Annotated in this window: 23 protein-coding genes; 6 read left to right on the top strand and 17 right to left on the bottom strand. The window is 57.3% G+C overall.

Annotated features, from left to right (window positions below):
• Positions 1-6: 6 nt before the first annotated feature.
• From ACR0NE_RS02870 to ACR0NE_RS02860, 3 genes are all read left to right on the top strand, one after another.
• Entirely contained in the window at positions 7-2,022 is a 2,016-nt protein-coding gene (locus ACR0NE_RS02870) for an acetate--CoA ligase family protein (protein WP_170596214.1), read from the top strand.
• A 3-nt stretch (positions 2,023-2,025) separates the two neighbouring features.
• Positions 2,026-2,805: a carnitinyl-CoA dehydratase gene (locus tag ACR0NE_RS02865; RefSeq protein WP_170561597.1), complete on the top strand. Its 780-nt coding sequence runs from the start codon at positions 2,026-2,028 to the stop codon at positions 2,803-2,805.
• 147 nt (positions 2,806-2,952) lie between these two features.
• Complete coding sequence (locus ACR0NE_RS02860) at positions 2,953-3,534, top strand: XRE family transcriptional regulator (protein ID WP_170561599.1); 582 nt, start codon at positions 2,953-2,955, stop codon at positions 3,532-3,534.
• Positions 3,535-3,548: 14 nt separating this feature from the next.
• Here ACR0NE_RS02860 and ACR0NE_RS02855 read toward each other — a convergent pair whose 3' ends face one another.
• From ACR0NE_RS02855 to ACR0NE_RS02845, 3 genes are read right to left on the bottom strand one after another with little or no spacing between them, the layout of a single operon-like run.
• Positions 3,549-4,346 carry a metal ABC transporter permease gene (locus ACR0NE_RS02855; RefSeq protein ID WP_170596216.1) on the bottom strand — a complete coding sequence of 266 codons (798 nt, stop codon included), beginning with the start codon at positions 4,344-4,346 and terminating at the stop codon, positions 3,549-3,551.
• A complete protein-coding gene (locus ACR0NE_RS02850) occupies positions 4,346-5,098 on the bottom strand; it encodes a metal ABC transporter ATP-binding protein (protein ID WP_170394347.1) in 753 nt (250 codons plus the stop codon). Before ACR0NE_RS02850 ends, ACR0NE_RS02855 begins: the two co-directional genes overlap by 1 nt.
• A gap of 2 nt (positions 5,099-5,100) precedes the next feature.
• Positions 5,101-5,613 (bottom strand): Fur family transcriptional regulator, encoded by a 513-nt coding sequence (locus tag ACR0NE_RS02845; protein ID WP_170512013.1) that lies wholly within the window; start codon positions 5,611-5,613, stop codon positions 5,101-5,103.
• Between the two features lie 56 nt (positions 5,614-5,669).
• Between ACR0NE_RS02845 and ACR0NE_RS02840 the strand changes: the two genes are divergently transcribed.
• Positions 5,670-6,794: a metal ABC transporter solute-binding protein, Zn/Mn family gene (locus tag ACR0NE_RS02840; protein ID WP_170512015.1), complete on the top strand. Its 1,125-nt coding sequence runs from the start codon at positions 5,670-5,672 to the stop codon at positions 6,792-6,794.
• Between the two features lie 335 nt (positions 6,795-7,129).
• Here ACR0NE_RS02840 and ACR0NE_RS02835 read toward each other — a convergent pair whose 3' ends face one another.
• The 3 genes from ACR0NE_RS02835 to ACR0NE_RS02825 form a co-directional block, all read right to left on the bottom strand.
• On the bottom strand, positions 7,130-7,603 hold the full coding sequence (locus tag ACR0NE_RS02835) for a 6TM ABC transporter family protein (RefSeq protein WP_170596218.1): 474 nt from the start codon (positions 7,601-7,603) through the stop codon (positions 7,130-7,132).
• Positions 7,604-7,974: 371 nt separating this feature from the next.
• Complete coding sequence (locus ACR0NE_RS02830) at positions 7,975-9,123, bottom strand: TolC family protein (RefSeq protein ID WP_170596220.1); 1,149 nt, start codon at positions 9,121-9,123, stop codon at positions 7,975-7,977.
• Between the two features lie 445 nt (positions 9,124-9,568).
• Positions 9,569-10,762 (bottom strand): alpha-D-ribose 1-methylphosphonate 5-triphosphate diphosphatase, encoded by a 1,194-nt coding sequence (locus ACR0NE_RS02825; protein ID WP_480459514.1) that lies wholly within the window; start codon positions 10,760-10,762, stop codon positions 9,569-9,571.
• On the opposite strand from ACR0NE_RS02825, the gene ACR0NE_RS02820 reads away from it, so the two are divergent.
• Positions 10,761-11,432 carry a DUF1045 domain-containing protein gene (locus ACR0NE_RS02820; RefSeq protein ID WP_170596221.1) on the top strand — a complete coding sequence of 224 codons (672 nt, stop codon included), beginning with the start codon at positions 10,761-10,763 and terminating at the stop codon, positions 11,430-11,432. The genes ACR0NE_RS02825 and ACR0NE_RS02820 overlap by 2 nt on opposite strands.
• On the opposite strand, the gene phnN is transcribed toward ACR0NE_RS02820, so the two are convergent.
• Genes phnN through phnG form a run of 7 tightly spaced genes read right to left on the bottom strand, consistent with a single transcriptional unit; the run spans position 11,408 to position 16,364 of the window.
• The gene (gene phnN / locus ACR0NE_RS02815; RefSeq protein WP_170596223.1) at positions 11,408-11,959 is read right to left on the bottom strand and encodes a phosphonate metabolism protein/1,5-bisphosphokinase (PRPP-forming) PhnN; all 552 of its coding nucleotides are present in this window, start codon (positions 11,957-11,959) and stop codon (positions 11,408-11,410) included. The genes ACR0NE_RS02820 and phnN overlap by 25 nt on opposite strands.
• Positions 11,956-12,639 carry a phosphonate C-P lyase system protein PhnL gene (gene phnL / locus ACR0NE_RS02810; protein ID WP_170596225.1) on the bottom strand — a complete coding sequence of 228 codons (684 nt, stop codon included), beginning with the start codon at positions 12,637-12,639 and terminating at the stop codon, positions 11,956-11,958. The genes phnN and phnL overlap by 4 nt, the downstream gene beginning before the upstream one ends.
• A gap of 3 nt (positions 12,640-12,642) precedes the next feature.
• Positions 12,643-13,413, bottom strand: a complete 771-nt coding sequence (gene phnK / locus ACR0NE_RS02805) for a phosphonate C-P lyase system protein PhnK (protein ID WP_170596227.1) — start codon at positions 13,411-13,413, stop codon at positions 12,643-12,645.
• Positions 13,410-14,261: an alpha-D-ribose 1-methylphosphonate 5-phosphate C-P-lyase PhnJ gene (locus ACR0NE_RS02800; protein WP_170596229.1), complete on the bottom strand. Its 852-nt coding sequence runs from the start codon at positions 14,259-14,261 to the stop codon at positions 13,410-13,412. The genes phnK and ACR0NE_RS02800 overlap by 4 nt, the downstream gene beginning before the upstream one ends.
• Entirely contained in the window at positions 14,258-15,346 is a 1,089-nt protein-coding gene (locus tag ACR0NE_RS02795; RefSeq protein WP_170596231.1) for a carbon-phosphorus lyase complex subunit PhnI, read from the bottom strand. Before ACR0NE_RS02795 ends, ACR0NE_RS02800 begins: the two co-directional genes overlap by 4 nt.
• A complete protein-coding gene (gene phnH / locus ACR0NE_RS02790; RefSeq protein ID WP_170596233.1) occupies positions 15,346-15,909 on the bottom strand; it encodes a phosphonate C-P lyase system protein PhnH in 564 nt (187 codons plus the stop codon). Before phnH ends, ACR0NE_RS02795 begins: the two co-directional genes overlap by 1 nt.
• On the bottom strand, positions 15,909-16,364 hold the full coding sequence (phnG, locus tag ACR0NE_RS02785) for a phosphonate C-P lyase system protein PhnG (protein WP_170596235.1): 456 nt from the start codon (positions 16,362-16,364) through the stop codon (positions 15,909-15,911). Before phnG ends, phnH begins: the two co-directional genes overlap by 1 nt.
• 81 nt (positions 16,365-16,445) lie before the next feature.
• Between phnG and phnF the strand changes: the two genes are divergently transcribed.
• Positions 16,446-17,165, top strand: coding sequence for a phosphonate metabolism transcriptional regulator PhnF (phnF, locus tag ACR0NE_RS02780; RefSeq protein WP_170422919.1), 720 nt, complete (start codon positions 16,446-16,448; stop codon positions 17,163-17,165).
• On the opposite strand, the gene ACR0NE_RS02775 is transcribed toward phnF, so the two are convergent.
• The 4 genes from ACR0NE_RS02775 to phnD form a co-directional block, all read right to left on the bottom strand.
• Entirely contained in the window at positions 17,162-17,779 is a 618-nt protein-coding gene (locus tag ACR0NE_RS02775) for a DapH/DapD/GlmU-related protein (RefSeq protein WP_170596236.1), read from the bottom strand. The genes phnF and ACR0NE_RS02775 overlap by 4 nt on opposite strands.
• Positions 17,779-19,104, bottom strand: coding sequence for a phosphonate ABC transporter, permease protein PhnE (phnE, locus tag ACR0NE_RS02770; RefSeq protein ID WP_170596238.1), 1,326 nt, complete (start codon positions 19,102-19,104; stop codon positions 17,779-17,781). Before phnE (ACR0NE_RS02770) ends, ACR0NE_RS02775 begins: the two co-directional genes overlap by 1 nt.
• Positions 19,101-19,976 (bottom strand): phosphonate ABC transporter, permease protein PhnE, encoded by an 876-nt coding sequence (gene phnE, locus ACR0NE_RS02765; RefSeq protein ID WP_170596240.1) that lies wholly within the window; start codon positions 19,974-19,976, stop codon positions 19,101-19,103. Before phnE (ACR0NE_RS02765) ends, phnE (ACR0NE_RS02770) begins: the two co-directional genes overlap by 4 nt.
• Positions 19,977-20,041: 65 nt before the next feature.
• On the bottom strand, positions 20,042-20,953 hold the full coding sequence (phnD, locus tag ACR0NE_RS02760) for a phosphonate ABC transporter substrate-binding protein (RefSeq protein WP_170407648.1): 912 nt from the start codon (positions 20,951-20,953) through the stop codon (positions 20,042-20,044).
• Positions 20,954-20,980 lie beyond the last annotated feature (27 nt).

Below are 20,980 nucleotides of genomic sequence, written 5' to 3'. Positions count from 1 at the left end.
GACCGAATGAGCAAAGATATCTCCCGTCTTCTACGCCCCGAATCCATCGCGGTGATCGGCGGCGGCGCGTGGTGCCAGCAGGTTATCCTGCAGTCGGAACGCATGGGCTACGCAGGGAAAATCTGGCCTGTCCATCCCAAGGCGGATGAAATTGCCGGGCACAAGGCCTACGCACGGATTGAGGACCTGCCATCGTCCCCGGACGCGGCCTTTGTTGGCATCAATCGTCACGCCACCGTTGAGGCAGTTCAGGTTCTGTCAGACATGGGCAGCGGCGGAGCAGTTTGCTTTGCCTCTGGCTTCTCGGAAGCTGCAGCCGAGGACCAGGCAGGAGGAGATCTGCAATCAGAGTTGATCAATGCAGCAGGCAGCATGCCCATTCTTGGGCCAAACTGCTATGGCTTTATCAATGCGCTTGATGGTGCGCTATTGTGGCCCGATCAGCATGGAGCCGCTCGGGTAGATCGAGGCGTTGCCATTCTGACCCAGAGCTCCAACATCTCGATCAACCTGACTATGCAGAAACGAGCTCTGCCGATTGCCTATATGGTGACTTGCGGGAACATGGCGCAGACCAGTCAGGCTGAGATCGCCATGTCGCTGATCGATGATCCACGGGTCACTGCCGTCGGTTTACATATCGAGGGTTTCAAGGATATCCGCGAATGGGAGGCCCTTGCTGCCAAGGCACATCGGAAAGGCGTGCCTCTGATCGCACTTAAGGTGGGCGCATCCGAACAGGCGCAGGCAGCAACAGTTTCTCATACCGCCTCACTGGCTGGGAGCGATGCGGGTGCGCAGGCTTTGCTAAACCGGCTGGGCATCCCGCGCCTGTCCTCGCTGCCCGAGTTTCTGGAAACCCTGAAATTGTTGCATTGTTATGGGCCTTTGCCGGGGGGCAACATTGCTTCGATCAGCTGCTCGGGCGGCGAGGCCAGCCTGATCGCAGATATGGCGATCGGCACTGACCTCAGATTTCCAGAACTGTCCAGAGACAAGCAAACCCGATTGCGCGATGCGCTTGGTCCGATGGTCGCACTAAGCAATCCACTCGATTACCACACCTATATCTGGCGCGATGAAGATGCGATGGCGAAAGCTTGGGCCGGGATGACAGGCGACGATCTGGATCTGACCTTCTCGATCGTCGACTACCCGACCACCGATCCAACGGATTGGGCTGCCGCGACGCGCACGGCACTAAAGGTGCGGGCAGAAACGGGCGCGCGCTTCGCAGTGGTTTCTACACTGCCCGAATTGTTCCCTAAAAACACTGCGCAATCCCTGGTAGAAGGCGGTGTAGTTCCCTTCATGGGCCTTCGTGAAGCGCTTGCCGCTACACGCGCGGCGGCTCAAGTCGCCGCGCCTTCGGACACGCCAATCTGCCTGCCGGGCACATTAGATGCCACGCAGACGCTGACCGAAGCCGAGGCGAAGCAGGCTCTGGCCGCGCATGGCTTGCGCATTCCTCAGAACAGGTCTGTCCGAGGCGCCGAAGAAGCCCTAAGCGCGACGCGCGAGATGGAAGCGCCCTTTGCCGTCAAAGGTGTCGGCCTTGCCCACAAGTCCGAACATTCCGCTGTACGATTGAGGGTTCAGGCTGCCGATGTGACAGGTGTGGCAGCGGACATTGGAACTGATGAGATTCTGATCGAAGAGATGATCACGGGTGCGGTGGCTGAAATCCTCGTCGGTGTGGTGCGGGACCCTGCCCATGGCTTTGTGCTGACAATAGGGGCCGGTGGTGTCTTGACCGAAGTATTGCGCGATACCACCTCTCTTCTGGTCCCGGCAACATCCGACAGTATTCGCGCTGCTCTCGGCGAACTAAAGATCGCGTCATTGCTGACAGGCTATCGCGGCCAACCAGCGGCTGATATGGATGAAATCGTTGCCGCCATTCAGGCCGTTCAAGACTATGTAATGCAAAATGCCGAAACGCTCGGCGAGGTCGAAATCAACCCGCTTCTCTGCACGCCCACCCGGGCGGTGGCGGTGGATGCGCTTATCAGAAAGGCCTGAGAAATGGACCCGATCAAGACCCGCCGTGACGCCGCAATTCTCGAAGTGACGCTGGATCGGCCAAAAGCCAATGCCATCGATCTGGCAACCAGCCGGATCATGGGGCAGGTATTTGCCGAATTTCGCGATGATCCCGAGCTGCGCGTCGCTATCTTGACCGGAGCAGGCGAGAAGTTCTTTTGCCCTGGCTGGGACCTGAAAGCCGCAGCCGAAGGCGACGCCGTGGATGGGGATTATGGTGTCGGTGGCTTTGGTGGTTTGCAGGAGTTACGCGATCTGAACAAACCGGTCATCGCGGCCATCAATGGTATTGCCTGTGGTGGCGGGCTCGAGCTTGCGATTTCAGCCGATATGATCCTGGCCGCTGAACACGCAACTTTTGCCCTGCCTGAGATTCGATCCGGAACCGTTGCAGATGCGGCGAGCGTCAAGCTACCCAAACGCATTCCCTACCACATCGCGATGGAGCTATTGCTGACTGGACGCTGGTTCGATGCCGAAGAAGGTCAGCGCTGGGGCTTGGTCAATGAAGTCCTGCCCGCCGATCAACTGATGGATCGTGCCTGGGAATTGGCGCGTCTGCTCGCCTCGGGTCCTCCGCTGGTTTATGCTGCGATCAAAGAGGTCGTGCGCGAAGCTGAAGACAGCAAATTTCAGGACGCCATGAACCGCATCACCAAGCGCCAGCTGCGCACCGTCGATATCCTCTATTCCAGCGAGGATCAGCTTGAAGGCGCAAAGGCCTTCGCTGAAAAGCGTGATCCGGTCTGGAAAGGAAAATAAGTTCAAAACACCGCTGCCTTCATCGCATTGGCGCAGTTTTGCGCCAATCGCTCAGCTAAGCTTGTTTTTTGTCAGAACACACTTTTACTATCCTGCAATTCAGGCCACAGCTACTTTAACTGGAAGAAGGAATGTCAAAGCGGCCCGATGCAGGACAAGAAAACAGAACCAGAACTTGAGATCGGGCGCACCCTGCAGCGTTTGCGACAGGAACGTCAGCTCACGGTGACCGAACTTGCTGCGCAGTCAAAGGTTTCCGCGCCCATGATCAGCCGAATCGAAAATGGTCATGTTTCGCCGTCCCTTAGTACCTTGCACGCGTTGGCAGATGCACTATCTGTCTCTCTGATGGCGATGTTCAGCCATACCGACACGACCTCGGATGTGCATCACGTTCAGGCGGGAACCGGGTTGCCGTCGCGGCGTATCACACCAGACCATGCCCATGACTATCTACTGCTCGGCAAACACAGCGGGCCTAGCGGGTCATTCCAATCCGCACGCATCCGCATCTCAAAACAAGACCAACGCAAGTTGCCTAACTATCAGCACGAAGGCTACGTCTTCATCTACATGATTGAAGGCAGTGCCATCTATGGCTGTGGGACCGAAGAGTTCGAGATGTCAGAAGGTGACACGCTCAGCTTCGACGCCAAGCTCCCACATGGGGTGCGGGACATCCTGTCAGACGAAATTGAATTCGTGACCGTGTCGACGCGACCGCATTGATCTTCGCAGATGCCCTAGGTTCCGCGCCGCGTTTGCCATCCGATCAGGCTGAAACATGCAAACACTACTGCAGCAACACAAACAATGGATGGCCCTGCAGGCGTATCAAACATGTAAGCAGCCCGTAGCCCGGCGATTGCGGAGAATGCGCCAATCGCCGCCGCAATCAATGCCATCGCTTCCGGAGATCTGGCCAAACTGCGCGCAGCCGCCGCCGGGATGATCAGCATTGCAGCAATCAGTAGAACACCTACGACCTTTATCGCCACGGCCACTGTAACTGCCAGAGACAGCGTCAGGATCAACTGCTCTCGCTTGGGGTCAAAGCCGCTGGCATAGGCCAGCTCTTCATTCATGGTCGCTGTCAATAGCTGCGACCAGCGCCATACGATCAGGGCCACGACAAGCGCTGCGCCCCCCCAGATCACAACCAGATCGGTGCGTGACACGGCCAGAATATCACCGAAGAGATAGGCCATCAGGTCGATGCGAACACCGGACAGGAAAGATACGGCGACTAGACCGAAGGCAAGTGCAGAGTGTGCTAGAACGCCCAGCAGTGTATCCATCGCGTAACCACGTCCGGACAACAGTGTCACGGTAAGTGCCATCGCAAGTGCAACAGCTAGCGCCCCAGTAAAGACGGACAACTGAAACGTCAGCGACAAAGCGACACCCAGGATTGCCGCATGGGCGGTGGCATCCCCGAAATAGGCCATTCGGCGCCAGACAACAAAACACCCCAGTGGTGCCGCAGCAAAAGCAACGCCAACACCTGCAAGCGTCGCGCGCGTCATGAAATCATCCAGCATTATTCTGCGGCTTCCTGAGAGGTTTCACAGTGACCGTGATCGTGATCGTGATCATGGTCGTGATCATGGCGATAGAGGGCCAGTGCGCCTCCGGTACCCGTTCCGAACAGGGCCCGATATTCCGGGGCCGAAGCTACGACTGCGGGGGACCCTTGGCAGCACACATGACCATTGAGACAGATCACCCTGTCCGACGCGCTCATGACCACGTGCAATTCATGGCTGATCATCAGTATGGCGCATCCGGTTTCACGCCGGACCTCTTCGATCTGACGATAAAACGCCGCAGAACCCGGTTGGTCGAGACCCTGAGTGGCTTCGTCCAAAAGCAGAACGTCGGGCCGATTGATCAACGCCCGCGCCAGCAAAACGCGCTGAAACTGTCCGCCTGACAATTGCGACATTTGGCGCTTTAGCAGATCCGGCACCCCAGCAGTTTCAAGCGCTTCTGTACATTGAAGCCTAGAGACACGATCCGTCAGACGCATGAATCTTTCGACTGATATCGGCAGGGTCGGATCAATGTGCAGTTTTTGGGGGACATACCCGATTTTTAGCCCAGGCTTCAGCGTAACCTTACCTTCCGCAGGCTTGGTCGCGCCTATAACGGCCCGCAACAGGCTAGTCTTTCCCGATCCGTTTGGACCAACGATCGTCACGATTTCACCAGCCTCAATCGTCATGCCGACATGGCGCAGAACGGTATTCGCGCCATAACGCACGCTGAGATTTTCAACGGTGATCAGGGTCATGTCTACGCCTTCTCGGTGCAGTCTGGGCAGAGTCCCTCGGCTTCTACAACGGTTCGCTCGATTTCGAAACCCGCCGCGCGCGCGGCTGCGCCGAGGACGCCATTGGACGGTGCCGACTGAGCTTCGGCGACAGCGTCGCATTTTCTGCAGATCATGAAGGCCGGGGAATGGACCTCTCCGGGATGAGAGCAGGCCACAAAGGCGTTCAAACGTTCAATCTTATGGACGAACCCGTACTGGACCAGAAAATCCAGCGCGCGATAAGCCACCGGCGGCTGCGAACCAAAACCGGCTTCGCGCAAACGGTCCAGAATAGCGTATGCCCCGAGCGACTTGTGGTCTTGCAACAGCATTTCAAGAACTTTTCGCCGCACAGGGGTTAGCCGCAACCCTTCTTCCCTGCACCGAGCATCCGCTGTGGCCAACGCCGTTTCGACGCAATTCTTGTGATCATGCTCCTGAAATCCTACCGGCGCATCTTCACCAACCGAAATGGGGTGCATCTCACTTGTCATGTTATACCATATCATATATGCCGCTCGTAACGTTATAAAATCACACAGAGGGTCTGATGTCCAGAAAGCTGCTCCCACTATCGATTACCGCTGCATTGATGGGCGGAACCGCCATGGCGGATGCACCCAAGGTTGCGGTTGACATCGCACCCGTTCACTCACTCGTGGCCCGGGTGATGGAGGGGGTAGGAACGCCTGAATTGATAGTGCAGCCCGGTGCCTCGCCACACGAATACAACCTTCGTCCGTCAGAAGCAGCCGCACTGCAAGAGGCAGATCTGGTATTCTGGATTGGCGAGGACCTGACCCCGTGGATGGAAGGCGCTGTCGAGACGCTCAGCGACGGGGCGACTGTTACGGTGTTGCTTGAGTCGGACGGAACGGTTCTGCTCGATTTCCGTGAAAGTGCTTTGTTCGAAGCGCATGACCATAGCGACGACGAAGATCATGGGGATGACGATCATGACGATCACGACCATGCTGAGGATGATGGTCATGATCACGACGACCACGACGATCATGCAAAAGACGATGACCACGATCACGAGGATCATGCCGAGGACAAAGAGCATGATGATCATAATCATGACGAAGAGCATGCGGATGAGCATGACCACGATGATCATGAGGACCACGCCGGACATGACGACCATGAGGGCCATGCGCATGGCGAACATGATCCGCACGCCTGGCTCTCTCCGGTCAACGCAGAAATCTGGCTGAAAACGATCGCGGCGCAGCTTTCTTCGGCTGACCCAGACAACGCAGGTGCTTATTTTGCAAATGCGGCAGCTGCGCGTGAAGAAATGGCTGCTTTGTCAGCGGAAGTGGCCGAAACGCTGGCGCCGGTCAAAGGTGGCAGCTTCATCGTGTTCCACGATGCCTATCAATATTTCGAAGATGCCTTTGGCTTCCCGGCCTCGGGTGCAATTTCCCTCAGCGATGCGACCGATCCAAGCCCGGCAAGGATCGCCGAAATTCAGGGGCGTATCCGCGACGAAGGTGTGGATTGTGTCATGGCTGAACCCCAGTTCAACCCCGGAATTGTCGCAACCGTTCTCGACGGCACCGAAGCTAAAACCGGCATCATGGACCCGCTGGGATCTGATCTGGAACCCGGAGTAAATCTGTACCCGCAACTCATCCGCAATCTGGCCAAAACACTGTCTGAGTGCCTTTGACTCAATCAACAGCCTGGTTGGGAGTTGGTTTTGGCCAGGCTGAAATCAGACAGAGTTCTCCGCTCATCGTTCCAACAAAGTCATCAGTATTCGGCTACCGGCCTCTCTAAGCTGTCCAATTTGGCGGCTAAGCTGCCGGCGCAAGTCAATCATCGCCAGCGAACTTTCGATGCCGCGCTCGACCAGAGGTTGGATCACGCCAATCTATTCCTCCAGAAACGCCGCCTCCACACCTGTACGGTCGGGAAGATCAAATTCTTGTCCGGATATCTGAGCCTCAAGTCTCGCGCGCGACGCGATCGCAATCGCCTGTCGCGGCCTGCCAATCGCCTAGATCACGCCACGAATACGAAAGGGAAGGGCAGATCGACCAAAGCAACCAGCGAGGCAGACGTAAAGAAATCCCTCACGACTTCAAAGTCCTGAAGGATCGAGGCCATGCGTCCATTCTGCCCGCCCCGGGCTTTCATTATAAGCGCCATCAACTGATTGAACAGCCGCTCGGTGATCTTCAGGTCCGCCTGTTTTCCCGCTGCATCGATGAACCGTGTCCGCAATTTCTTGATCAGGAAATCGAACAACAGTGCAAGGCCAACCCCGACGACTAGAGCCAGCAAGCTATCAACCAATTCGTTTGGCAGATTGGGGTCTTGAACGACCATGGTGAATCGCGACGTCACCAGCCCAAGCACGCTTGTCACCATCGCGGCCAATATGATCTGAATGTAGACCCCGCGCAGATCGCTGAACGCGGACCAAAACCGATGACCTTGCGGCCTAAACGATTCTCGTTCCAGCGGCGCGAGCATTATGCACGCAATATCCTGCGCGTCTTGCGCAGTCGTGTTTCCTGTCGCCGCCAGATCTGAGGTTCGCTGAATCCGCTGCTGGCATCGATCACAAGAAAGCGTCGGTGTCTTCTCGATCCAGAACCACTAAAGGTTGAACATCTGGGGCAAATGCCAGGACCAGAAACAAGTTCAGGTCCAGTTTCAGTAACCGCGCTTTCCCAAAACCTGACTGTAGCCCACCGCTTCCACTGCGCTGACCGCATATGCGACTTCAATGCCCTAGAACACCCGAAAGATATCCACCTCGGACAAACCGGAACCCAAATGCTCGGTCAGAAGTCGGAGGTGCGTATTCAGCGGGTTAGTCGCAGTCGGGTTCACGACGGATATCACAAGGTTGGATCGGTCGGCTGTGCAACCCCCAACGCGTCCAGGATATCGCCCGTGACCGCCAGCACGGCATATTCTGCACGACGTGCCTGAGCCTCAAGCTGGATCACCCGAACCTGCGCAAGATTCAACTCGCGCAACGCATCCAATATCTGTACCAGCGTGCTGCGCCCGATATCAAACTGTCCACGAGCTGCATCCAGCGCTTGCTCATTGATCTCGACAGCGCGCCGGGCTGTGGCGAGCCGTCGCTGGATTGAATTGGTCTCTTCCAAGGCCTGGGAGAGATTACGTTGCAACTCGCGCCGCAATTCTTCTTCATCAGCCCGGCTTTGTTGAAGATTCGCCCTTGCGGTTTCGACATTGGCGCGCGCGGATCCCCCTTGGTAAATCGGGACCGTTACACCCAATCGGGCCTGCACACCGTCGTCGATACTGCCCTGGTCGAAATCTGTCTCAAGAATCGCAGAGAGTGTTGGGCGGGTCGCTCGTTCGGCAACCACAACCTCTTGCGCACGCACTTGACTGAAGGCGACCTGAGTACGCAGACGCGGGCTGCGTGCAACCATTTGCTGCGAGGTGGCCGCTGCCAGAATGGGTGCGGGGGGGATGGTCGGAATAGCACCGGGTCGCGTTCCGAAGACTTCGACCCATGTTGCCGTCGCCAGTTCCACATCCGTCTGAGCCTGCGCTAATTCTGTCTCGGCGTTAGACTTCCGCCCCTGCCCCGCCAGCAAATCTGCCACCGACCCGGCCCCGGCATCAAAACGGGACTGGAGGTCGCTGACCAAAACGTCCGTACGATCCAGATTCTGCTGGGCTAGTTCTTCGAGGCGGCGATTTCGATCCAGATCAATTATGGTTTCGATGGCCTCGAAGCTCAGCGCGCTCAGCTCTGACAATTCGTTTAACCAGGTCTGCCGGGCTTCAATCTGACGCAAACCCACACGACCCGAGACTTTGCCACCATCATAGATGATCTGGCTAAGCCGCAGGATCGGTACTGTATCCCCATCGGACGTCAGGGATGTCTCGGCCTCGATCTGCGGCAGGAACGCGCCTTGCTCGGCATCAATGCGGGATTTCGAAGCCAGAACGCTGGCGGCTCCGGCTGCGGTGGTGGGCGATGTCGCGACAGACCTTCGCACCAACTCAGCGAATTCAGTGCGTGCGACATTTCCCTTCAGATTATTCCCCCCCGATAAGGGGGCGAGAGCTGGTGTCGCCCCGGGATCAAAGGACTTGGTTCCCTGTAAATCCTGACTGCAGCCCGCCAAAATAATAGTGGCTATCACAACCGACAACCATGCCCTCATCCCGCTAAAGCTCCTGATTTCAACTCTGAGATAAGCAACAAATTTCCAGTCAGTTAATCGTGGAACTTGCTGCCCGCATTTTGCGTTACAGGAGAAAGTGCGGTAAAAAAGTAACCATATTCTTTACGAGTTTAATGTTCTGGCACGACATCAGTTTATCAAGATGCGGGTCCAGAAAAATCAAGCGGAGCAAGGGCGCAAATCCCATCTGGTAATCCGCGAGCTTTCGACCGCCAGCCATGTTCTGTTTGGCAAGTTTGATTCAACCAATCACAACTCATCCAACCTTGTTGCCTTGGCTCCAGACACCGCGCAAAACTGGTGTTTGACCCATGCGACGCACACGCAGAACGTCACCGCGCAGACCTACTTTCAGGATGCCACGGTCATCAAGACCGACAGCCATTGCAGGATTACGTGTAACCGTGGCCACAGCACGTGGCAGGTCGTCCCAAACACTGGCAAGATGAAAAGCCGACAGCAGTAGCGCAGAAGGCACATAGTCGGAAGACACAATTTCCAGAAGATCGGCCTTTGCAAGATCTTCAGCCGCGACATTGCCGGAATGCGAGCCGCCACGGATCAGATTCGGGGCACCCATCATGACGGCGATGTTGCGGGTACGGCAGGCCTCGGCCGCCTCGAACGTGGTTGGGAATTCGGCGAAAGCCACACCATTTTCGGACGATTTTTCGACATGCCGCGCCGTGGTATCGTCATGGCTGGCCAGCGCGGCGCCAAGACGGGTGGCCTCGATCACTGCACCGGCTTCGTGCTTTTCTCCGAAACGCTGCTGTAGACCACGCAGGTTCTCGACATGTGCAACGAAATCGGCATCGGTCATACCGCGCTTTTTGGCGACATAGGTCTTCAATGCACTCAGATCGCTGAATTGACGTTGACCCGGCGTGTGGTCCATCAGACTGACAATGCCAACCCTGTCTTCCGGCCCGAAGGTCGCCAATTCCTCAAGCAGTGTCTCCGAGCAGATCTCGGCTCGCAGGTGAAGGAAATGGCTGATCTTGAAAAAGCCTGCGGCGCGCGCCGACAACAGTTCGTCCGCCAGTTTGCGGGCATAATCGATGTAACGGCCCTTGCCGCTGTGAATGGAACCTACTCGCATGGCGTCGAACACGGTTGTGATTCCGGTCGAGGCCAGCTCGCTATCATGCGCGATCAGGGCCGGAAGATGAGGCCAGTCCACTTCCGGGCGAGGCTCGATATGACGTTCGATATTGTCGGTGTGCAGCTCGACCAGTCCCGGAAGGATGTAATCACCTGCACAATCGACTGCGCCGGTCGGAACATGATCCCCTTCGGTGATCTCGGAAATGACGCCCTGTTCGATTGTCACCGAACCGGTTACTACCCGATCGGGCATCACAAGCTGGGCATTCGCAAGGCACAGATTATCTGACATATCGCTGTCACAAGCCTTTGCCAAAGAGGGCGCGGGAAAAGGGGAATTCATGTCATACTCTCGATTTGCAATCTACTACGTGCCGCCCGAAGGACCATTGGAACAGTTCGGCGCGCGCTGGCTGGGATGGGATGTCGTGCAGGGCTGCGAGGTGCCTCAGCCCGATCTGCCCGATTTGCATGACGTTACGATGACACCGCGCAAATACGGCTTTCACGGAACGCTGAAACCACCCTTTCAACTTGCCGGAGGTTATTCGCTTGAAGCCCTGAAAGCGGCGGCGTCTGAGATGGCCGCTGGCCTGGCGCCTTCGAGCTGTGAACGGCTGAGTCTGACGAGGCTGGGCCGGTTTCTCGCTTTGACCCCACAGGGCGATGTTAGCGGCTTGCAAAGAATTGCTGCGGCCTGTGTACGTGAGCTTGACCCGTTTCGCGCCCCAACCAATGAGGCTGAACTTGAGCGGCGGCGCGGTGCAAGGCTGAGCCCACGTCAAGACGCACTGTTGATCGAGTGGGGTTATCCCTATGTGATGGACGAGTTTCGGTTTCACATGACGCTGACGGGTCGGCTGCCGAATGGCGATATTCCTGTGTGGACCGAGGCGCTGCACCGCCATTTGCCAGCCTTGCCCGAGCCCTTCGTCATCGACCAAATTGCCTTGTGCGGCGAGCGCATTGATGGGCGTTTCGAGCTTATTCATCGGTACGCGCTCGCTGGTTGAAGGACCTCCGCGGCGCGCGCAACCGTCTCGGCCAGTGGGCCATCGTTGGAAATGGTGATAACGCCCAACCCATCGGGCAAGGGTTTTTCTGCCTGAGCAAGCCGATTTGCAATCTCGCTATCGCTTTCTCGGCCGCGAGCCGCCAAACGCCGGGCAAGAGTTTCCGGCTTCGCGGTGATATTCAGGACAATGAAGCGCGGGAAATTTTCTGCGGCCTCGAGCAGAGCTTTACGCGAGAAATTTGCCAGACAGTCTGCGCCATCACTCAGCCGATCTTTGACGGCAACCGGTATCCCGTAGCAAAGCCCATGAGCAACCCAATGCATCGCAAAGGCGCCATTCGCCGCCATTTCTTCAAATTCGGCGAGTTCGACGGCGTCATAGTCTTCCCCGCCCAACTCTGGTGCCCGGGTGATGACGCGGCGCACCAAATGCAAATCGGGCAACAAGTCACAAAGCCCTAGCATCACACTGTCTTTGCCAGCCCCCGACGGGCCAACCACAGCGATGAGGCGACCCCGGGTCATGCCGCGACCTCGGGCGAAAACTGACTGGCGTCGATTTCGCGATCACAAACGCGCGCCCTAGCCGCTTCGTCATGGAAAATGCCGATGATTGCAGTACCACGCGCCTTTGCCTCTTCGATGAGCCTTAGAACAACCTCGCGATTGGCCGCATCCAGACTGGCAGTCGGCTCATCCAACAGCATCGCGGGATAAGAATGGGCGAACCCGCGTGCGATGTTGACACGCTGCTGTTCACCACCCGAGAAGGTAGTCGGTGAAAGGGTCCAGAGCCGCTCGGGAATGTTCAGTTGCCGCAACAGAGATTCAGCCCGCGCCTTCGCGTCGGCAGCGGAAATGCCCACAGCCCGCAAGGGCTCGGCCACGACATCGACGGTGGGCACGCGCGGCACCACACGCAGGAACTGGCTGACATAGCCCAGAACCTCGCGGCGCAGGGCGATAACTGTCCGAGGCTCTGCCTGCACGATATCCACATCACCGATGCGAATTTCTCCGCTTCGGGCCAGATAATTGCCATAGATCATACGCATGAGGGTGGACTTGCCCGCCCCCGACGCGCCCGTCAGCGCCACGCATTCGCCCGGAGAGACCGAGAAGGATACATCGCTCAGCACCTCGATCACGGCCGCACCTTGATTATGGAGAGTGAAAGTCTTTGAGACGTTGTTAAGCTCAATCATTGCTCACACCTGCAAAACGGAACTGACAAGAAGTTGGCTATAGGCGTGTTGCGGGTCATCAAGCACTTGATCGGTCAGGCCTGCCTCGACCACGCGGCCCGATTTCATCACCATCAACCGATCTGCCAGCAGGCGCACCACGGCCAGATCATGCGTGACGATGATCGCCGACAAGTCCATGTCGCGAACTAACCCACGCAACAAGTCGAGCAACCGCGCCTGAACGGACACGTCCAGACCGCCCGTTGGCTCATCCATGAACACCAGCCGAGGACCGGTCACGAGGTTTCGTGCAATCTGCAGGCGCTGCTGCATCCCACCCGAAAAGGTCGTCGGGCGATCATCCACACGGGAGGCATCGATCTCCACTCGTTGCAGCCAATCCGTAGCCTTGTCACGTATGTCGCCATAGTGACGCTCTCCAACGGCCATCAGCCGTTCACCTACATTCCCACCGGCACTGACGCCCATGCGCAACCCGTCGCGTGCATGTTGGTGGACAAAGGCCCAATCGGTACGGCTCAGCATCCGGCGCTCGGGCTCGGACATCGTTACCGTGTCCTGCGGACCTTTTGCGCGGGTGTCGAACACAACCTCTCCGGCATCCGGGGTCAGATGCCCGGCCATGCAATTCAGCAGTGTCGACTTACCTGACCCGCTTTCGCCAACGATCCCCATGACCTCACCGGGATAGAGGTCGAATGACACATCGGCACAGCCAATATTTGGGCCATAGCGCTTTGTGATGCCACGAACAGACAGCAAAGGTGTCATGCGGCGTCCTTTCCTTTGTGGCCCGCCGCCTGGCGCGCCTCGCAATAGTCGGTATCCGAGCAGACAAACATTCGCCCGCCCGCATCGTCGATAATCACCTCGTCAAGATAGCTGTCTTCGGCCCGGCACAAGCTGCAGACGTGTTCGGCCTTGGATGCTTCAAATGGGTGATCCTCGAAATCCAGCGAGACAACCTGCGTATAGGGCGGCAGCGCGTAAATCCGTTGCTCACGCCCCGCTCCGAACAGCTGGATCGCAGCCATATCACCAAGCTTTGGGTTATCGAATTTCGGGATTGGCGACGGGTCCATTACATAGCGGCCTTCGACCTTCACCGGGTAAGCATACGACGTCGCGATATGCCCGTGACGACTGATATCTTCGTACAGCTTCACATGCATCAGCCCGTATTCCTCAAGGCTGTGCATCTTGCGGGTTTCGCTCTCTCGTGGTTCGAGAAAGCGCAACGGCTCGGGGATAGGCACCTGATAGACAAGGATCTGACCTTCTTGCAGCGGCTCCTCGGGAATCCGGTGGCGGGTCTGAATGACGGAGGCGTCGCTTGTCGTTGTGGTTGTTTCAACCCCCGCAGTGCGCTCAAAGAAGGTGCGGATCGAGACCGCGTTTGTGGTATCGTCTGAGCCCTGATCGATCACTTTGAAGGTGTCATCCGGGGTTAACACAGCCGCCGACACCTGCACACCGCCCGTACCCCAGCCATAAGGCATGGGCATTTCGCGCGAGGCAAACGGCACCTGATAGCCCGGGATCGCAAGACCTTTCAGGATTGCACGGCGGATCATCCGCTTGGTCTGTTCGTCCAGATAAGCAAAGTTATAGGCGTTCATTCCGCAGCCTCCTGCACCTGATCTGCGCCAGCCTCGCGCCGCAGTTTGCGCACCAGTTCCAGTTCAGACTGGAAATCGACGTAATGCGGCAGCTTGATATGCTCCAGAAAGCCCGTCGCCTGAATGTTGTCCGCGTGATAGAGGACAAATTCGGCATCCTGAGCAGGTGCGCCCATATTGTCCTCACCCAGTTCTTCCCAGCGCAATGCGCGATCCACCAAGGCCATCGAGATGGCTTTGCGTTCCGTCTGGCCAAACACAAGCCCGTAACCTCGAGTGAATTGCGGTGGCTCGGTTTTCGATCCCGTGAACTGGTTGACCGTTTCGCATTCGGTCAAAACGACTTCACCAATTTCGATGGCAAAACCCAGTTCAGGGATCTCCATTTCAACCGGCACGGATCCGATCCGAAGCTCACCAACAAAGGCATGATTGCGCGCGTATCCGCGCTGTGTGGAATACGCCAGACCGAGGGTGAAACCTTCATCCGCGCGGGTCAGCGCCTGAAGGCGCAGGGCGCGATCGGCGGGCATTTCAAGCGGCTCGCGGGTCAGATCAGGTGGCGGCGTATCGTCATGCGGCGCTTCCTCGATCAGGCCTTCGCGATTGAGGAAATCCGTGACATGCGGCACATCACCCAGTTCAGCTTCGCGCGCTGGGGCTTTGGGCACCTCACCATCAGCAGCCAGTTTGAAATCCAGTAAGCGATGAGTGTAGTCGAAGGTCGGCCCAAGCACCTGCCCGCCCGGCAAATCCTTGAAGGTTGCCGAAATGCGCCGGTCGCAAGCCATTGCCCCGGTATCAACAGGCTCGGATGCGCCAAAGCGTGGCAACGTCGTGCGATAGGCGCGGATCAGGAAGATCGCCTCGATCAGATCGCCGCGCGCCTGCTTGATCGCAAGCGCGGCCAGATCCGGATCGAACAACGAGCCTTCGGCCATGACACGATTGACCGCCAGGCTCAGCTGTTCGCGGATTTGCGCGATGCTCAGTTCCGCCACATCGGTATCACCACGGCGTTCTTCGGCAAGCCAAGCGTGGGCGTTCTCAATCGCGCGCTCACCGCCTTTTACTGCGACATACATCAGGACACCTCGGTCGTTCTTGGCAAAGCCGCTAGGCGGCTGCTATTCGTGAAGATGAAGTCGAGTCCCAGTGGATATAGCGTCTGATTATGCTGAAACGCCTCAAGCTCGGGCAATGAAAGCGCGGCTTTATCCTTGATTCCCGGACCTGTCAGTGTCGCCCCTGAAGCGATGAGTTCGGGGCATTCCACGATCAACGTGGCAGAACGATCCGGATATTCAGACGTCCCGATCGGGTATGCGTTCAATGGTCCCAGATCCGACCACGCACTAATGGCAAACATACAATGCGACGGGCCGGTCAGCGGTGCGCCGGTGTGGAATGCAAGCCAGCTGCGTACGGCGTCGCAATCCAGCGCACCTGCCAGATAAACGGGCGTCTCAGTGTCGCAAAGCGTCAACAACACCGCACCTGCTGCTGGTGACATTGGGGCCGGAGGAACTGCGCCAGAAATCTCTTGCACGGTACCGGGACGCGCCATTGCTTCCATCACGCTGCGAAAGGCGTGAGCAGATTGGATCGCGGGATCCTTGAAACCGCCGATCAGGGCTTCTGACTGCATCAATCCTCTCCTCGTACCATGGTGAAGAAATCAACCTTAGTGGCTGCGGCTTTGGCGGCACGCGCGGCCTTTGCATTGGTCAGCTCATCTCGCAAAGGGGTCAGCACTTTTATTCGCAACAGATCAGACACATCTGTCTGCATCAGTGCATCAACCAGCGCGGCGACTTCGGCATCTTCTTTCCGACGGCCTTGCATATAGGCATGCCCGACTTCGCCCGTTCCCAGCGTCAGCGCACAGCGTGTTACCGTCATTTCGCCCAGATTGAACGGCGCACCAGTCCCGCCAGCGCGAGCCCGAACCATGGTGCTGCCAATCTCAGGAGCACGCAGCCATGTGAAGCCGGGGCGAGGCATCGCTGCATCCAACAGGACGGCCACGCGTCCCTCCGGCGCTTTGGCCAGCAGGCTCATCCAAGCCTTCCGGTCCGCGTTTTCATCAAAAGTGTCTTTCATCTCGACAACTTTTCCATATACTATACAACTATACACATCTTATCATATTTGCCGCCGTCAGACAGAGGAATTTTGTGAAACTTGCGTGACACTCCCACCAAAACCCCGATCTGGAAGGCCATCGCCGACGCACTTCGCAGCGATATGGCCGAAGGGCGCTATGGCCCGGGTGATAAGCTGCCAACCGAAGCGGCACTGGCAGAGCGGTTCGGTGTGAACCGCCATACGGTGCGTCACGGCATCTCGGCCCTTGTGGATGAGGGCCTAATCCGAACGCGCCGGGGCGCGGGCGCTTTCGTGGCAGCCACGCCCACCGATTACCCCATCGGCTCGCGGGTGCGATTCCATGAAAACCTCATCGCTGCTGGTCGCAGACCAGAAAAGAGGGTGCTTCATGTTGAAGAACGGGCAGCGACCGAGGGCGAGGCCACCGCACTGACCGTTTCACCCGGTGATCAGATCTGTGCGTATCACGGGCTCTCATTGGCGGACGGGCACCCGATTGCCGTGTTTGAAAGCATGTTTCCCCTTGAGCGCCTGCCTGGCATCACTGCTGCGCTGCAAGAGACCAGCAGCGTTACCGAGGCGTTAAACAGGTCGGGCGTCACTGACTATACTCGGGCCTCAACCCGTCTGACGGCCACGCGCGCCACGGCCACCCAAGCGCTACATCTGCAGGTTTCAGAAGGTGATCCGCTGCTTAGATCATCCGGAGTGAATGTTGACGAACAGGGACAACCGGTTGAATTTGGCCGAACCTGGTTTGTTGGAGATCGGGTGACACTGACCCTTGAGAGCTAAGGTTCGTATTTCTCCAGAAACGCATCAGCCGTCAGAGCACGGAAATCGTCGAGCGCTATCCGCAACTTGTCATGAGACCAATTCCACCAGGCCAATGCGATTAACCGATCGGCGATGTGTCGTGGCTGACGCAGTCGCAAGGGTCTTGCAGGTGTACCGGCAACAATTGTGTAGGGGTCTACATCCTTCGTCACCAAGGCACCCGCAGCCACAACAGCCCCGTCACCCAGTGTGACCTCGGGCTTTATCATCGCGCCTGCGCCAATCCATGTATCGTTCCCGATATGGACAATTCGGGATTTGCGGTGACTGAAAAACACCTCGTCCCGATCCGCATCGTCCCAATAATCGTTCGAGCGATACAGGAAATGGTGACAGGACGCCGTGTGCAGCGGGTGATCAGTCGCGCCGATCCGCGAAAACGCGGCGATGTTGGCGAACTTACCGACCTTCGCGTTGGCGATGTCGGCATAACGATCGCAATAGCTGTAATCGCCCATTTTTGTATGTACGACGCGGCTGCCCTTGCCGATTTCAACATAGGCCCCGAACGTGCTTTCGGTAATCTCACATTCGGGGTGAATGCAGGGATGTTCCGCTGAAAGCCGCGCCATCAGTCTTTCCGCCCGATCAGCTTACCGCGCAACCAGCCCGAGGCCCAATCCATGAACATCACCATGATGATGATCAGGACAATATAATAGGCGACCTCTTCCCAATCTTTCTGCGTCTGGATGGCTTGCGTCAGCATCAGTCCGATGCCGCCACCGGTGATCGCACCGATGATCGTCGCAGAACGTGTATTGGATTCGAGGAAATATAGAATCTGGGCCAGCAGCACAGGAACAACCTGCGGGATCACCCCGAACCGGTATCGCTGTAGCGGTTTGGCCCCGGTCGAGGACACCCCCTCGATCTGTTTCTGATCAACGTTTTCCAACGCCTCCGAGAAGATCTTGCCAAACGTGCCCGTGTCGGTAATCAGAATCGCCAACGCGCCGGTCAATGGTCCGGGGCCAAAGGCCCGAGCCAGAACCACAGTCCAGATCAATGCGTCCACACCGCGCACAAAGTCGAAAAGACGGCGCGTTGCGGCGCGAAGCAACATGATCGGCGAAAACCGTTTGGCGGCGAGAAAGGCCAATGGCAGCGCGATCATAGCGGCACCCATCGTACCCAGAAATGCCATCAGGATCGTTTCTCCGATGGCCCAGGCCACATCCTTATGCCGCCACATCGCGTTGTTCCACCAGTCAGAGACTGCGCCTGCGATATTCGAACGGCTTTGATCGATCTGCGCGCCAAACAGGATTTCACCAAGCCCATGGCCGTGGTAGGGACTGTCAAGCGTGAACCAGAACAACTCCCAACCCGGGAAATAGTTGAACACTTCAGTCCGAGCGCCCGTCATGGTGATCCGGCCCTCAGGCGTTGTGACGCCAACACGCCGTTCAGATGCGGAAATCCAGTCGGGCAGTTCAGAGGGCAGATTTGTCGTCAGGCGACGTCCCTTGGCCTGCACTTCGATCAGCTGGAAGTCGGGTATTTCAATCTCGGTCCGGTTGTCAGGCAGGAACCGCACGATATGATTGCGGCCCAGATCGATCGTCGTCACCTCTTCACCCGATACCCAATCGGGGCGCTGACCTTCGGGATAAGTGCCCTTACGCTCGCCCTCAACAGCATAGGTCACCTGGCCGGACCGGTTATTGCGTGTGACATGCACTTTGTGTGACCAGCTATCAGAAGCCAGTGTAACGGCGTTGTCCAGATTGGCACGTTGCGCAAGGCCCGGCAGGTCGAAGGCAAAGAAGATGTAGGTGAGATAAACGAGGATCACGACAGGGATGCTAAAGCCGATCAATCGTTTACGCTGAAATAGCTTTTCGGCGTCAAGCTTGGCCCCGTCCAGCCCGAAGTTCCAATCAATCGTGGTCATTGGCCCTGCCCTTCGGTCAGACGGTTGCGGTAGCGGCTGGACACCTGATCGAAGAATACGATGGTGCTGAATAGCAGGATGAAAATCGCGCCGGCCTCGTCAAAACGACCCGGACCCCAAGCCATGGCATTGCGCAGTTCGTAACCCAACCCTCCCGCGCCGACAAAGCCGAGGATGGCAGAAGCGCGGATATTGATCTCAAATCGCAGCAACGTGTAGCTGATATAGTTTGGCGCGACCTGTGGCAGGATACCCAGCATCATCTGTTTCGACCAAGTCGCCCCGGTCGAAGCCAACCCCTCAACCGGTTTCAGGTCAGCGTTTTCGGATACTTCCGAGAACATTTTACCAAGCGCCCCTGCGGTGTGGATTGAGATAGCGATCATCGCCGGCACCGGACCGCCCCCAAGGACGAAGATCAGCACAAGCGCGATAACGATTTCCGGCACTGCGCGCATAACATCCGAGATACGCCGGAAGACCGGGATTAAACCCGGCCATTTCGCCAGCCCGCGTGTGCCAAGAAGCGACAGGATCAGACCACCGATGGCCCCGATCAACGTGGAAACTGCGGCAATGTTCACCGTCTCAACCAGTGCAGGGAAGTACTTCACGATCAGGCCAGGCAGATCGGCCCGCTTTTCCCAAGCTTCAGACAGCACATCCGCCGGGTAATCACCGATCTGATGCAATCCGTCCCAGAACCCACCCGCGTTTCGGGAATCCGCAATGTTGAAACCTGATACCATCAGGACCACAAAGATCAGCAACGTCAGCCCGCCATAAAGCCTGCGCTTGTGAACTTGTGCCATATAGCTGGATTGAATGGTCTCGACGCCGCCTGGCGCCGCACCGATTGATAAATATGCCATCCCGAGCCCCGAATGAATAAAGACCGGCAACCCCAATGGGTTGCCGGAAACGTCATGTGCGCGCGTTAGCCACCGATTTTGGCTTTGCGGGCCTCAACAATCGAGATGTAGGTGTCATGCGATACCGGCTGGAAACCCAGCGTCTCGCCTGCCGCCACACCATAAGCGCAATCGGGGTCACGCTCGTGCAGGCCATCGACAAGATCTGTCATGGTCGCGCGGACATCGGCAGGCAACGCCTTGCGCAGAACTACAGGGCCTTCGGGGATAACGTTCGATTTCCAGATCTGGACCATGTCGTTCATGTCGACAAGACCTGCGTCAACCGCTTTGCGCAGGGCACCAGAATTGTATCCATCTTCCCAGTTGCCCTGACCATCGGCCCAGGTCACACCACCATCAATGTCGCCATTATTCACAGCGACGATCGTCTGCTCGTGGCCACCAGTGAATTTGACCTCACCGAAATACTCACCCGACTCCATGGTGATACCTTCTTTGTATTGCGGGATTTCGATCGACGGGATCAGATAACCTGAGGTCGAGTTCGGATCACCAAACCCAAACACTTTGCCTTTCATGTCGTCCAGTGAGGTGACGCCACTATCCTTACGGGCGAACCCGATCGAGTGATACCCGATTGAACCATCCACATTGACCTTGATCAGAACGGGCTCAACTGCTTCGGGGTCTTGCAGATAGGTGGCCGCGTAAGAAGAGGCACCCAGCCATGCCATGTCGAGTGTACCGCCCAACAGGCCCTGTATCACACCGTTGTAGTCCGCCGGGGCGAATAGCTTGGTCTCAACGCCTAACGCCTCAGAGGTATAGTCTGCAAGACATTGGTACGAGTTCATGCGGTCCTGGGCATTTTCACCACCGAGGATGCCAATGCGAAACTCGGTGATTTCTTCGGCAAGAGCAGCAGTGCTCAAAACGGTCGTGGCGGCAAACGCCAGTGCGAGGGTCTTTTTCATCGTTTTCTCCGTTCGGTTAGATGAAGG

This window comes from Ruegeria sp. C9, assembly GCF_056537585.1.
This window is presented reverse-complemented; position numbering and strand designations above follow the sequence as displayed.